The following is a 13,826-nucleotide window of genomic DNA, read 5'->3' on the forward strand; positions in this document are numbered from 1 at the left end:
GATAAACCCCGTGCGCAGTCCTGACTTCCACCGACAATAAAGGCCCTCGCCTGCATTGGCGAACCGTTTATCACCCGAATAAACAGATTTTTCACCAATAACTTTGCTATGGGCTGGGTCTCAACCTCGGCAGTGGTATCCCGCTTTGTGAGCTACGTGCCGGCCTTCGCCCTGCTCTCACGGGCAGAGCCCAGAGCAGTTACGTGATACCAAAAATTTTACAGATTCCAGTTAATCCCAGGATCACGAAATAGGGATCTATGCCCGTAGTTAGCCCCCTGGTAGATGCCAGATAACTCGTTTTTCACAATTAAAGGGGCCCGCTCGACGGCGGTGATAAACGTAACTCCTACTTCACACCAGCACTTCGTAGCTCGGTATCAGCTTGACACCTATATACTTAATTCCCAGAGAGCTCGATGAGGGATGCGATAATGCCGTGACGCACACAGAACAGAATTCGCCGCAGATAGTGCCTGAGAATATTCAGGATGAGTGGTTGGAAGAGACATCTCACCACCGCAGTGTCTACCAAGAGTTTTGGCATGACTATATCAACTATCCCAAGGCGCTCATCCAACACGGATGGAGCTTTCTGAAAACGACCCCGGGACGCATGACCGCCCTCATGCTTGTGCTGAGCATTGTGGTGGTCGGTACAGGGATGTTCATGAGTCAATCCGCTGCGCAGCGTCGCAGCGACCTCGATCACTTAATTACCACCACCGAACCTGTGAGCTATCTAGCACAGTCTCTGTACTCCAATTTGGCGGCGGCGAATACGGCGGCGAGCTCCGGCTTCGTCTTGGCTGGGGTCGATTCCAACTCCAATCGCGATGACTATCAGTTGGCGTATCAGCAAGCAGCCCGAGATATAGCGGTTACCGCCAATGGAATTACCGACCCAACTGGCGAAGAGATGAGATTGATTACTCGTCTATCCGAGCATTTACCCATCTATACCGGGTTGGTGGAAACTGCGTGGGCTAATAATCGCCAAGGCAATCCAGTTGGCGTGGCGTATATGTCCGAGGCGTCTACGCTAATGCGCGAACATATGCTTCCCAATGCTGCTCGTCTTTATGCACTTACCAGTGAGAACGTCCACCAGCAACAGACAACGCTGACCCAACCCCTGTGGATTCCCCTCATAGGCTTATTGGTTGCTCTCATCGCACTCATTCTCACCCAATTGTGGCTGTCAAGTGTGAGTAACAGGCGTTTGAACCGGGGTATGGTAGCGGCCACCTTCTTGCTATTAATTGCTAATGCGTGGGTGATTTCCTCAGCCGCTCTTACTTTTCAGGCGGGAAATCAGTCCTATACTCAGGCTTCTCAGCCCCTATCGGAGGTCATCGAGGCTAGAATTGCGGCCCAACAAACGCGTGGTTCGGAGATGCTCGCTTTAGTTTGGCGTCAATCGTTGGTGAACTCGACGAAGAATTTTGACACCACGATCAGCGATATCAATGCCACTTTAGACCTTTTTCCGCAGAGTAAAAGCAGTGATGCTCATGAACTCCTTGATCGATGGTCTCGTTCTCACCAACAATTAGTCACCCTCCTCAATGCTGGGGATTATGATCAGGCACAAAAACTTACCGCCGCTGCTTCCTCGAGTCATCCTTATCAGGAATTGGATACAGCTCTAGCGACTCTCATCGATGATTCACGAAGCCAGATGCGCGACTATATCAATCGAGGCATCGCGGCCTCGGCCTCCGTTTCGGCAGTCACACTCGTCCTCTCCCTCCTAGCGGTTGTGAGTATCTGGATGGGAATACGCCCTCGTTTACAGGAATATCTCTGATGAAGAATCCTTTTGCCCTTAACCCACTACGCTGCGGTCTCGGTGCGTGCATGGCTGTGATGGGCGCGACGAGCGGCTGCCAGGCATCACCAGCCGACCCTCCGCTGATCGCCAGCCCTAGGACCGAGGCGATTATGCCGCTACCCCACAAAGCGGTCAAAGAAGATGCGGGAGCCCAGAAGGCCCACGAATTTCGCAGTGTAGAGAATCGCGGATCCCTCCGCCCTGATGCTTTAAGTCCCAAGGAGCGGGTGCCATTGATTGTCCGCCGCGGTCGGTTAATCGTCGGCGTCGACCAAGCTCACAATCTTTTGAGTTTTCGAGACCCTACGACTGGCACGCTGGAAGGCTTCGAAGTAGATATCGCCCGTGAGATAGCTCGAGATATTTTCGGTGACCCTAATCGCATTGAGTTCCGCTATATTAACGCCACAAACTGGGAAGATGCTTTGCATACGGAAGCAGTTGATATTGCGATGCGTACGATTTCTATCACTCAAGAGCGAGAAAACGAGGTAGAGTTCTCTATTCCCTATTTCGCCGGATACACCCGAATGCTGGTCGATAAATCCTCGGGCATCAGTTCTCTTGAAGATTTAGCAGGGGGCACTGCCTGTGTCACAGAGAATTCTACGGGAGCGGCCTTTGTACGGTTGGAAGCTCCTCAAACCCATCTACTCATCACTCAAACAAGTGCTGATTGCCTAGTGGCCCTGCAGCAAGATCAGGTAGCGGCGATTATCACTGACGATACTATTTTGTCAGGAATGGCTGCCCAAGACCCCTTTACAACCATTGTCGGAGACAACCTCAACAGGCAGGATTACGCGGTGGCGATTGGACAGTCAGATTATCGTCGCAACACGTCGGGATTGGTACGTCAGGTTAATGTCACCCTCGAGCGCATTCGAGCCGATGGCACGTGGCAGCGTTCATATAATAAGTGGTTGGGTGCCTATTTACCACAGATAGCGCTACCTGCACCACGGTATCGAGAGGAGGAATAATGGATACTCATAGTGAACGTATGCATCCCGAGGTTGCTACCTCGGCGGTCCCCTTCGATCCCTTTGCTGATGATACTGAGGGCACTAGCTTCTCCTTGACCACCGCTACTCCTGCTATAGATGATCCTTCGGTACGCTCACACCAGGAAGCGCTTTCAACCTTTCGCAAACGCCGTGCAGCTACCAGGGGGGCGCGCGCGGTTGCCAACGGCATGGTGTATTTGCCCTTTGTACCCATTAAGGAAACGGAATTTCTCACTTCTGATGCGTGGAAAGACCACCAGAGCCCCGTGCTGGGGCCCGGCGATGTGGTGGGCGACCAGTATGAGGTACTCGGCGTATTAGAGCGTGGCGGTATGGGGTGGATCTATCTGGCCAAGGACCGCAATATCACCGGGCGTGTGGTGGTGCTCAAGAGTATTGTCAGCCGCGATAATCCCCGAGATTATGCGGCGGCTGTAGCGGAGCGGGAATTCCTTGCAGATATTACCCACCCGGTGATTGTTAAGGCCTACAACTTTATCGACGACCCGCGTATCGACGGTGGCTTTATCGTCATGGAATTCGTGCCTGGACCCAGCCTCAAGGCCCTACGCAGCTCCCAATATAACGGGCTCTTCCCGCTCGATATAGCTATCGGCTATATTCTGGAGATTCTACCGGCGCTGTCCTATTTGCATGCCCGCGGGGTTGTCTATAACGATTTGAAGCCCGATAATATCGTCGTCACCGAGGATCAAGTCAAGTTGATCGACCTTGGGGCGGTTTCTGGTATCGGCGCCTTTGGCTATATTTTTGGCACCAAGGGTTTTCAAGCCCCCGAGGTAGCCACCCAAGGTCCGAGTGTGGCTAGCGATATTTATACCATCGGACGTACCCTCGCTGCGTTGACCGTTCACTTACCTGTTGATAACGGCCACTACACTCTAGGACTTCCTACTCCTGATGAGGAGCCTCTCTTTGCCCATTATTTGAGCTATTACCGGCTCCTGCAGCGCGCTCTAGCTCCCGATCCGGCAGCTCGCTTTAGTTCAGTCCACGAAATGGAAACTCAGCTGTATGGAGTATTGCGGGAATATTTAGCGATCCACAAATCGCTGCAATACCCGGCGCAGCACTCACTCTTCTCCCCGCAGCGTTCCACGTTTGGTACCAAGCACACGGTTTTTAAAACTGATCAGCTCCTCGATGGAACAGTGCGGAATGCGTCAATAACGCCGGCTGAAGTCGTGGCAGCTCTGCATATTCCACTCCTCGATCGCGATGATCCCGGCGCGACCATGATCGCTGGATCAAATTATGCAGAACCCTCGGAGGCGCTCGAAACCATGCGCGGAGCCTTGCAATTAGAGGAATTTGGCGGGTCAAAGGAAATCCCTCTCGGCATCGTGCGCAGCCTCCTTGATCTCGGTTTTACACAGCAAGCCAAAGAATGGCTGGGAGAATTAGAGGAAGAATTGGGAACCGAATGGCGTTTCCAGTGGTATTCGGGTATCACTCGGCTCTTACTTGAAGATTTTACTCATGCCCAAGACGCTTTTAACAGGGTTTTTAGTGTCCTGCCCGGTGAGGTTGCACCTAAGCTGGCGCGCGCTGTAGTTAGCGAATTAATCCTCCAGCAAAAAGGGCTGTCCGAGTCGCCTTTGCTAAGCCCAGATCTCGCGCTGGAAGCCGCAAGCCTTCAAGGGACAGCGGTGAGTGAATTTGCTGGTTTGTGGAATAAGCTTACGGCAAAACCTGAAGTATTGCGCTTTAAAGCGATCTATCTCTATGCGCTGGTATGGGCTACGAACCCCACCACGGTGAGCTCGGCCTTCGGATTGGCGCGCCAATTGCTCGCCGAAAAACAGATAGATATGGCTGTGAAGGCACTCGATGAGGTACCGCCTGCGTCAATGCATCATCGTATGGCCCTATTGACAAGTATTGTGTACCTCGTCTCCTTGAAACCGAACGAGCAGCGCATTAGAAGAGCTGCTCGACGTTTGGAGGGGATTCCTACGAATGAGCCGCGTTTTTTGCAGCTGAAGATTGTGATTCTCCATGCAGCACTGAACTGGTTACGCAGCAGCAATTTGGAGGAATCCGCTGTTACCACCGATTTATTTGAGTACCCCTTTAGTCAAAAGGGGTTGCGGGTGGGCTTGGCAAAATCTCTACGTGTGCAGGCTCGAGTGGCACCGAGCGCGAAATATCGCTATCAGCTGGTCGATATGGCTAACAAAGTTCGGCCACGTACGTGGTTTTAAAAAAGCCTTAGTGGCTATTCCACTAAGGCTTGTATTGGCTTTTATTTTTTTAATCGAGACCAGCGAGCTCACTTGAGTAGCGAGCAATCGCAAGCTCCTCGTTGGTGGGAACAACGAAAACTTTGACCGCTGAATCATCGGTGGAGATCACGGTCGGCTCCTCAGCGCGCACAGCGTTTCGATCAGGATCAATCTTTATGCCATAGACCTCAAGATCTTTCAGCGCATCAGCACGCACAATAGCGTCGTTCTCTCCTACGCCGGCGGTGAAAGTGATGGCATCGACGCGGCCCAGTTGAATCATATAGCTACCGATATAACGTCGCAGTTGGTGAATATAGATCTCATAGGCCAACCGAGCTTTTTCATCACCGCGAGCGATGAGCTGGTGCAGCTCACGGAAATCATTAACCCCCGAAATACCCTTCACACCGGATTTCTTGTTCAGCAGGACATCGATCTCGTCAATGCTCATACCAGCAGTACGGTGCAGGTGGAATACGATGCCTGGATCAATGTCACCTGAGCGGGTACCCATGACCAATCCTGCGAGCGGGGTCAGCCCCATCGAGGTATCGATGGGTTGGCCGCCCTTAATAGCTGCGCAGGAGGCGCCATTACCGAGGTGCAAAGTGATCTGATTAATCTCGGCAGCGGGTTTGTCTAGCAAACCTGTAACTTGCCTGGAGATGAATTCGTGGCTGGTGCCGTGGAAACCATAGCGGCGGACGCCATATTTCTCTGCGGTCTCAAGCTCGATGGCATAGAGCGCTGCACTGGCAGGCATAGCGGCGAAGAAGCCAGTATCAAATACTGCAATATGAGGAACAGTGTCAAGCAGTTTGCGCGCCACCACGATACCGTCGATATTGGCAGGGTTATGCAGTGGCGCCAAGGGGATCAAATCGTAAACCTTCTCGAGGATCTCATCGGTGATCACTACCGGGTGGCTAAACAGCGTGCCGCCGTGGACGAGCCGGTGCCCAACCGCCTTGAGTTCCACATCCTTAGGCCCACAACCGTGCTTGGTCATCAGCGCGAAGGCCATATCGAGGCCGGTAGAATGATCGGGAACGGGGGCTTCCACAATGTGTTTTTCTCCCTGGAATTTTAGGGTAATGCGCCCTAATTCCTCACCGATTTGCTCCACTAGTCCGCTGGCAAATGGGGCCGCGGATACATCTTGGGCAGGATCGACTAGCTGGAATTTGATCGAGGACGATCCCGAATTGAGAACGAGTACGAGGGCCATGATGTAAAACTCCTTATAAAGCGGCGGCTTGGATAGCGGTGATCGCTACAGTATTGACAATATCTGCCACGGTAGCACCACGAGAAAGATCATTCACAGGTTTATTTAATCCCTGCAGGATAGGGCCAACCGCGAGGGCATGGCCGGTGCGTTGGGCGGTTTTGTAGCCAATATTTCCGGCCTCTAGATCGGGGAAGATAAAGACATTGGCTTGACCTGCAACCTTGGAATTGGGCATTTTCTTCTCAGCCACTCCGCGGTCGACGGCTGCATCAAATTGAAGGGGGCCGTCGATAAGAATATCGGGGTGGTTCTGGTGCGCGATGCGAGTTGCCTCGGTGGCACGATCAACGTCAGGGCCGGAACCTGAAGTACCGGTGGAATACGAAAGGATGGCGACCCTCGGGTCGATACCGAATTGCGCAGCGGTTCGCGCTGAGACGGCGGCAATTTCGGCGAGCTGTGCAGCGGTGGGGTTGGGGTTGACGGCGCAGTCACCAAAAGCCCACAGTCGGTTGCGCATCACCATGAGGAAGATCGATGAAACCACGGAGGTGCCTGGTTGGGTTTTGATGATCTGGAAAGAAGGTTTGATGGTGTGGGCGGTGGTATGCGCGGCACCCGATACCATGCCATCGGCAAGACCCTTGTGGATCATCATGGTGGCGTAATAGGAAATATCCTGCATGGTTTCCCGGGCCTTTTCAATCGTCATGCCCTTGGCCTTACGCAACTCATAGAACTCTTGGGCGAATTCTTCTGCGTGGGGATCGTTCGAAGGATCCGACAGGTGCGCGGCGCTGATATTCAAACCCAGCTCTGTAGCCCGAGCAGTAATAGCCGCAGGATTACCGAGAATGGTCAACTCACAGATATCCTGGGCCAGTAACTGATCGGCAGCGAGCAAAATCCGGTCATCGTCACCTTCGGGCAGGATGATATGGGCCCTAGCTTGGCGGGCGCGATCGAGCAGCCAGAACTCGAAAACCTCAGCCGACATAACCGGCTCGACCTGAGCTTCGTGCAGGGCGGGGAGGGCGGATTCTAGAGAGCTACCAGGGCCTAGGATATCGACGATATGTGCCCCCAGAACTTTGGCTTCGGCGCGTGCTAGTTCTGCACTGACGCCCAATTCAGCAGCCTGGATGATAAGTGGCACTCCGAGCGCTGCTGCCGCTCGGGCGTCGAAATCAATACTTCCCGTGCCCTGATAGACCACGGGTGATTCAGGTCGGGTGGACAAAACCCCTGTGATGGTGGGGTCGGCCACGACGAGCGGCTGGATATCGAGGCCCAATATCTGGGCGAAGTGCTCAAGATCAGCTGTGTCGATCTGGCGTCCTAGGGCGCTAATGACAACGGAGCGGGTTGTATGTGTCACCTTCAGGTGTCCCTTCTATATGGGTTTAAATACGAGAACTCGTCACACCATTTACTGCTGTGAGCCATCCCTCACAGCTTAGCGCATATACCAGCGACAACACAGAAATATTCACCGCTTCAAAAGTCCCAATTGCCCTACATATTGGCACATAAAGTGGACAAAGAGCAGAAATCCTTTCCCTTTACGCTATGGGAATTATTTTCCTACTAACCTTATTCGGGGTTAGTTCCTTCGGCACCGCTGAAATCCTTCCATTGGAGATAGCTGACACCTTAAGCGAGAAATCGCGAGGAAGCGCGAGAATGGACGAGAACGGGCAAGAGTGGGAGAGTCTGGGCAAGGCTGAGCAAAGCTGGGCAACACGTGGCTAGGCTCGCCACGATGCATTTAGGCCGTGCGGGATCCTACTGGGCTCGGCGGGATGAAGTTGGCTCGGAGGAGTGTTAGTGGCATATCTAGCTTGAAGGAATGGTTCTCTTTGGCTATTTCGATCTGTGGCCAAGACTGCTAGTATTCTTGTGCGATCGCAAAGCTAGAAATAATACAAGGATATATCGACTCTATGACTAATTCTCGCCCCCTCCGTGTTGCCGTAATTGGCGCCGGCCCCGCAGGCATCTACGCCTCTGATCTATTAATGAAATCTGGCCTTGAGGTAGCCGTCGACCTTTTCGAGCGGATGCCCACTCCCTTTGGCTTGATCCGCTATGGTGTGGCTCCTGATCACCCTCGTATTAAAGGCATCGTGAAATCTTTGCACGCGGTTATGGAGAAGCCACAGCTGCGCTTTATCGGCAATATTGACATTGGAAAAACCGTCAGCGTTGCGGAATTAAAGGAATTCTATGATGCTCTGATCTTCTCCACTGGCGCCGTAGCAGACCGCGACCTTGATATTCCAGGGCAGGATCTCGAGGGTTCCCATGGGGCGGCGGAATTCGTGGGCTTCTACGATGGCAATCCCGAATTTGCCCGCGATTGGGATCTTAGTGCTCAGCAAGTAGGCGTGATTGGGGTAGGTAACGTCGGCCTAGATGTGGCTCGTATCTTGGCTAAAACGGGCGAAGAACTTCACGTCACCGAGATTCCCGATAATGTTTACGAAGCACTGAAATCTAATAAAGCCACCGAGGTACACGTATTCGGACGTCGGGGACCCGCACAGGCGAAATTTACTCCATTGGAGCTCAAGGAGCTCGACCACTCCCCGACTATTGAAGTAGTCGTAGATCCTGAGGATATTGACTACGATGCTGCGAGCGAGAAAGCGCGTCGTGAATCGAAATCGCAAGATCTGGTGTGCCAGACCCTCGAGCAATATGCCATGCGGGAGCCCAAGAACGCCCCTCATAAGCTCTTTATTCACTTCTTTGAGTCCCCAGTCGAGATCATCGGCGACGATGGGAAGGTTGTGGGCCTAAAAACGGAGCGTACTCAGTTAGACGGCTCTGGAAATGTGGTAGGGACGGGCACTTTCAAGGTGTGGCCTATGCAGGCTGTCTACCGGGCGGTGGGTTATCGTTCTGATGCTGTTGCTGATATTCCTTTCGATCACGATAAAGCGGTGATCCCCAATGATGGTGGCCATATTCTCGACGCCCACAACCAGCCGATTCCTGGACTTTATGCCACCGGCTGGATTAAGCGTGGGCCTGTGGGCCTCATTGGCAATACCAAGTCAGACGCCAAAGAAACCACCCAGATGTTGTTGAGTGATTGGAAGGCGGGGCAGCTGGCACCGACCCAGAAACCCGAATTGCATCATATTATCGAATTCTTAGAGGCTAAGGGGCTTACCTACACCACGTGGGATGGCTGGCACCGGGTCGACGCCGCTGAGCGCGAATTGGGTGAAAAGGAAGGCCGCGAGCGTAAGAAAATCGTGGAATGGGATGATATGGTCTCCCATGCGCGTTTCGACGCTCAATCCTAATAGTTCATCCCCCGACCTCTTCAAATCAAGAAAGGTCGGGGGATTTTAGTTAGCCATCTCATGTTCTACACTCTATGGCTATGACATTCTTTTTTGCCGTTGATCCGCTGCAGCGTTTAAGCGCTCTGGAATTACACGAGATCTACCAACTCCGTGCGGATCAGCCAGCTTCCTTGGCCTTAGCCCCCATCATCGATGATCGCGACACGCTAGGCAGTACTGCCCATCTTAGGTGCTACGAACGCATTAATGACAAGACCGTACTCGCTGGCGCCGTTCGCATTAGCTCCGCCGACAACCACTTCCGCCTCGATCACGTCATAGTGGGCACGGCCTATCGTGGTGGCCACATACTTTCCGATCTTTTGGCGCATAGTTTGCGTTTTTGTTACGAGCAGGACCCCCAGCGCGAAATAGTGACCCAGACGCTCGCCGATGACGTAGACATATATGCCGAGCTAGGTTTTAAAGATTTAGATTCCAATTCTGCAGCTCTGGTGACACTCTCCTCAACCCCGCAGAGCGCTTTTGAGCATACTCGGCATTTATCCCACTGATTGATTAAGGTAAGAATATGGCATACCACGCAGACTCCCTCGATCTGGACACTAAGGAAATCTTAACTTGGGAAGGTTTTGGTACCGCTAGCCGCGAGCTAGCGCAGACCATTGCCGATTCCGATTTCGATCCCGAGATTATTATCGCAGTGGCACGTGGCGGCTTAGTACCCGCTGGTGCACTCAGCTATTCCCTGGGCGTGAAGCTTTCTGACGCTATCAATGTGGAATTTTATACCGACGTTAACACCACGTTGCCCGATCCTATTCTCTTAGAGCCCATGCTCGATACCTCCTCGATCAGCGGCAGGCGGCTTCTCGTGGTTGATGACGTGGCTGATTCAGGTCGTACTCTCAATTTGGTTATCAAACTTCTCAAGGAGCAGGGTGCTGAGGTTAAGACCGCATGTATTTATGCCAAGGACCGCACCGAGGTGATGCCAGATTATGTGTGGAAGCACACGAATGAGTGGATCGTCTTCCCGTGGTCTGATAAGCCCCCAGTTCAGAAGCGGGTATCTTAAATTTATTGAGTCGCTGAGCTGGTCATATATGCGCCATGAATAAAAATTGGTGATTCTTCACCAAAATATTGTGGACACGTCACCTTTTATGTATAGTGGTCATCAGTGGCCGCTTAGGTCATTGAAAAACTTTTAATTTCACTATATTTAAGGAGTTCACTTTCATGAGCGCATATACCTTCGACCCAGCACATACCACCATTGGTTTCGAGGTTCGCCACGCAATGGTTACTAAGGTGCCCGGCAAATTCACCGAATTCGAGGCTACCTTTGATCCTGAGGCCAAGACTGCACAAGCGACCATCAAAGCCGCTTCCTTTAATACCGGTAACGATGATCGCGATGCTCACGTTAAGGGCGAGGACTTCTTCAATGTAGAGCAGTTCCCTGAGATTACGTTCACAGCGACCTCCTTCGACCTCAACGCTGAAGGTGGCACCGTGACCGGTGACCTCACCATTAAGGGCACCACTAAGCCTGTCACTTTCGATGTCGAGCTCTCTGGCCCAGTTGAAGATCCATGGGGCGCCACCCGCCTCGGCGTCGAGGCCAAGGCCACCATCAACCGCAAGGACTTCGGTATCGATTTCCAGGCGCCGTTGAACTCTGGCGGCGTGCTTATCTCTGAGAAGGTTAAGATCAGCGTAGACGGTTCCGCTCTCCAGGACGCCTAAATAACTTTAAAAAGACCAGGTTGTAGCCTCTACAACCTGGTCTCTTTCTATCTAGGGGTGCTTGCCGCGAAGGTGTGACAGTTCCCCGATGAGCGAACTCAAGTAAGCAAACCGGCAGTGACTTTCGTATTTCACCTTCCACTTTTTAAGGTTCTTCTCTCTTAGACTCCTATTTCAGGTACGATCTGTATCTTCCCAGCAATAGCCACTATATCCCGGTGACCATGTGCCGCATCTATGAACAAAAACAAAAGCCCAAAAACCAAAGGCACAGAGGGGCCGTTACTTTATACCTTAGGGCCAATATTTCGTGCTGGTTGTAGGGGATGTCGCCGGGCAACGGGACCGGGTAACTACGCTGGGCAATAATGCTGATAGCGGAGCTTTATTCTTATCCGAGCACTGCAAGAGCATAGAGTTCTGGCCGCATAATCGCCCGTAGTGGGACTAAAGATATAACCCTTGTAGTGATCGAACACATATATTCGGGAATGAGTACCTAAGAGGAGGGCACTCGTATCAATCGTGCGGTGAGTACCATGACCACATGAAAAACCCAGTTCACAGATAACTCAGTGAACTGGGTTGGATTGTGGATCTTTACAGACCCTTAAAACCACTTGGTCGCGGAATATTGCGCAGATTCGACTTCGCTAGATCGAACATTTTGCCCACGCCGCCCTCCAAGACGGTGCGAGTAGCTGCGCGAGTAAAGCCTGCCACCTGCTCGAGGGAAATCTCGGGCGGGATCGAGAGAGCGTTGGGGTCGGTGACCACATCAACAAGAACGGGTCCGTTATACGCCAGTGCCTTACGAAGGACAGGCTCAATATCTTCTGGCTTTTCCACGCGGAAAGACTTGATGCCAATAGCCTGGGCGATATCAGCATAATTGATATGCTCATGGTCGGTGGCGAAGTCTGGCAAACCTTGGACGAGCATTTCGAGTTTTACCATGCCCAAGCTGGAGTTATTGTACACAATCGTCTTAATGGGCAGATCATAATTATGTACCGTGATCAACTCGCCAAGAAGCATTGATAAGCCGCCGTCGCCACACATGGCCACAACTTGGCGGTGCATATCTGCTTTTTGGGCCCCGATTGCTTGGGAGAGTGCGTTGGCCATGGTGCCGTGCCGTAGGGAGGCAATCAGCTGACGTTTACCCGTGGGGTTGATATAGCGGGCGTGCCATACATTGCACATACCAGTATCGGCCGTGAAGATCGCATCCACATCTGCGACGGAATCCAAGATATCAGTGAGATATTCGGGGTGTATGGGCGTGGTTTGCCGAGTGCCCTGAGTATAGGCCTCGATGACGTGGCGCAGATTCTTTTCTTGGCGCACCAGCATATCGTCTAAGAAGGAACGATCGGTCTTGACGGTGATAAGTGGGAGAAGAGCCTCGATGGTTGCTGCAACGTCACCGACCACCCCGATAGATACCTCCGTACGTCGGCCAATATGGGAGCCATCAATGTCGATCTGCGCGGTCTCGGTATCGCGCGGGAGGAAGTCGGAATACGGAAAGTCCGTACCAAGAAGAATGAGTAAATCCGCGCCGTCAAATGCATCATTGCAGGCGCCGTAGCCTAGAAGGCCTGACATGCCCACGTCGAAGGGGTTATCGTAATGCAGGTATTCCTTGCCACCGTAGGCGTGACCTAATGGTGCTTTGATTTTTTCGGCAAGTGCAAGGACCTGCTCCCGAGCGTTCTTACAGCCGGCGCCACCGAATAATGTAACCTTTTCCGCCTTGTTAATGGCCTCGGCTAGGCGTGTCAGGTCCGCCGGATTGGGCATCACTACTGGGGGATTGACGGTGAGATTAGAACGCAGTTCTGGGACGTCAACAGCGTCCTCAGAGGCGATATCGCCAGGTAGAACGAGGACGGAGACTCCATTGCCAGCGAGCGTAGATTGCAGGGCGTGGTGCAAGATCTTCGCGGCTTGTTCAGCGGAATTGGCCATCTCGCAGTAGCCTGAGCATTCAGCAAAGATCTGCTCAGGGTGGGTCTCCTGGAAGAAATCGGACCCTATGAGCTGGCTGGGGATATGGCTAGCAATCGCAAGTACCTTAGCCCCGTTCCGGTGAGAATCATAAAGACCTTGGATAAGGTGGGTATTACCAGGCCCGCAAGAAGCTGCGCATACAGCTAGTTTGCCTGTTGCTAATGATTCTGCTCCGGCAGCGAAAGCAGCGGCTTCCTCATTGCGTACGTGTACCCACTCTATGGAGCTCGTCTTGATGGCATCGACGACCGGGTTCAGGCTGTCGCCAACAATCCCGTATATCCGTTCGACGCCGTTTTCTTCTAGTGTTTGGACAAGTTGCTCAGCATAGTTCATAGACATGTCAACTATCCTACTCTAAGAATTCCTAAGGAAACACGGGGCACTGGGCGAGTGTGAAGGTACTCTTATCACTGAGGT

General features: G+C 52.6%; 11 protein-coding genes. 8 read left to right on the plus strand and 3 right to left on the minus strand.

From position 1 onward, the window contains the following. Nucleotides 1-439 precede the first annotated feature (439 nt). The 3 genes from N7326_RS06285 to N7326_RS06295 are packed head-to-tail and all read left to right on the plus strand — an operon-like array spanning nt 440 to nt 5,066. On the plus strand, nt 440-1,810 hold the full coding sequence (locus N7326_RS06285) for a phenol hydroxylase (RefSeq protein WP_259078761.1): 1,371 nt from the start codon (nt 440-442) through the stop codon (nt 1,808-1,810). Next, a complete protein-coding gene (locus N7326_RS06290; RefSeq protein WP_259158421.1) occupies nt 1,810-2,817 on the plus strand; it encodes a glutamate ABC transporter substrate-binding protein in 1,008 nt (335 codons plus the stop codon). The genes N7326_RS06285 and N7326_RS06290 overlap by 1 nt, the downstream gene beginning before the upstream one ends. Further along, nucleotides 2,817-5,066 (plus strand): serine/threonine protein kinase, encoded by a 2,250-nt coding sequence (locus N7326_RS06295; protein ID WP_396125071.1) that lies wholly within the window; start codon nt 2,817-2,819, stop codon nt 5,064-5,066. Before N7326_RS06290 ends, N7326_RS06295 begins: the two co-directional genes overlap by 1 nt. A 49-nt stretch (nt 5,067-5,115) precedes the next feature. Here N7326_RS06295 and N7326_RS06300 read toward each other — a convergent pair whose 3' ends face one another. After that, nucleotides 5,116-6,318, minus strand: a complete 1,203-nt coding sequence (locus tag N7326_RS06300) for an acetate kinase (protein WP_259158422.1) — start codon at nt 6,316-6,318, stop codon at nt 5,116-5,118. A 13-nt stretch (nt 6,319-6,331) separates the two neighbouring features. Further along, nucleotides 6,332-7,699 (minus strand): phosphate acetyltransferase, encoded by a 1,368-nt coding sequence (pta, locus tag N7326_RS06305; protein ID WP_259078758.1) that lies wholly within the window; start codon nt 7,697-7,699, stop codon nt 6,332-6,334. A gap of 191 nt (nt 7,700-7,890) precedes the next feature. Here pta and N7326_RS06310 point away from each other — a divergent pair, with 191 nt between their 5' ends. The 5 genes from N7326_RS06310 to N7326_RS06330 all read left to right on the plus strand — a co-directional run bounded on the left by N7326_RS06310 (nt 7,891) and on the right by N7326_RS06330 (nt 11,390). Continuing rightward, on the plus strand, nt 7,891-8,073 hold the full coding sequence (locus tag N7326_RS06310) for a hypothetical protein (RefSeq protein WP_263088320.1): 183 nt from the start codon (nt 7,891-7,893) through the stop codon (nt 8,071-8,073). Nucleotides 8,074-8,264: 191 nt separating this feature from the next. Beyond that, on the plus strand, nt 8,265-9,635 hold the full coding sequence (locus N7326_RS06315) for an FAD-dependent oxidoreductase (RefSeq protein ID WP_259078757.1): 1,371 nt from the start codon (nt 8,265-8,267) through the stop codon (nt 9,633-9,635). Nucleotides 9,636-9,715: 80 nt separating this feature from the next. Next, nucleotides 9,716-10,192 (plus strand): GNAT family N-acetyltransferase, encoded by a 477-nt coding sequence (locus tag N7326_RS06320; protein ID WP_259078756.1) that lies wholly within the window; start codon nt 9,716-9,718, stop codon nt 10,190-10,192. A gap of 17 nt (nt 10,193-10,209) precedes the next feature. Continuing rightward, on the plus strand, nt 10,210-10,716 hold the full coding sequence (locus N7326_RS06325; protein WP_259078755.1) for a phosphoribosyltransferase: 507 nt from the start codon (nt 10,210-10,212) through the stop codon (nt 10,714-10,716). A gap of 164 nt (nt 10,717-10,880) precedes the next feature. Next, the gene (locus tag N7326_RS06330; RefSeq protein ID WP_259158424.1) at nt 10,881-11,390 is read left to right on the plus strand and encodes a YceI family protein; all 510 of its coding nucleotides are present in this window, start codon (nt 10,881-10,883) and stop codon (nt 11,388-11,390) included. Nucleotides 11,391-11,990: 600 nt separating this feature from the next. Here the strand turns inward: N7326_RS06330 and N7326_RS06335 are convergent. Further along, complete coding sequence (locus tag N7326_RS06335) at nt 11,991-13,748, minus strand: pyruvate dehydrogenase (protein WP_259078753.1); 1,758 nt, start codon at nt 13,746-13,748, stop codon at nt 11,991-11,993. Between the last annotated feature and the right edge of the window lie 78 nt (nt 13,749-13,826).

The organism is Corynebacterium sp. ES2794-CONJ1 (assembly GCF_025660615.1).
Taxonomy (GTDB): domain Bacteria; phylum Actinomycetota; class Actinomycetes; order Mycobacteriales; family Mycobacteriaceae; genus Corynebacterium.

What these genes read in the sequence shown, in the direction of transcription:
- N7326_RS06290 (WP_259158421.1), top strand. Translation starts at nt 1,810, where the DNA reads ATGAAGAATCCTTTTGCCCTTAACCCACTACGCTGCGGTCTCGGTGCG.
- N7326_RS06295 (WP_396125071.1), top strand. Translation starts at nt 2,817, where the DNA reads ATGGATACTCATAGTGAACGTATGCATCCCGAGGTTGCTACCTCGGCG.
- N7326_RS06300 (WP_259158422.1), bottom strand. Translation starts at nt 6,318, where the DNA reads ATGGCCCTCGTACTCGTTCTCAATTCGGGATCGTCCTCGATCAAATTC.
- N7326_RS06310 (WP_263088320.1), top strand. Translation starts at nt 7,891, where the DNA reads ATGGGAATTATTTTCCTACTAACCTTATTCGGGGTTAGTTCCTTCGGC.
- N7326_RS06315 (WP_259078757.1), top strand. Translation starts at nt 8,265, where the DNA reads ATGACTAATTCTCGCCCCCTCCGTGTTGCCGTAATTGGCGCCGGCCCC.
- N7326_RS06320 (WP_259078756.1), top strand. Translation starts at nt 9,716, where the DNA reads ATGACATTCTTTTTTGCCGTTGATCCGCTGCAGCGTTTAAGCGCTCTG.
- N7326_RS06325 (WP_259078755.1), top strand. Translation starts at nt 10,210, where the DNA reads ATGGCATACCACGCAGACTCCCTCGATCTGGACACTAAGGAAATCTTA.
- N7326_RS06330 (WP_259158424.1), top strand. Translation starts at nt 10,881, where the DNA reads ATGAGCGCATATACCTTCGACCCAGCACATACCACCATTGGTTTCGAG.
- N7326_RS06335 (WP_259078753.1), bottom strand. Translation starts at nt 13,748, where the DNA reads ATGTCTATGAACTATGCTGAGCAACTTGTCCAAACACTAGAAGAAAAC.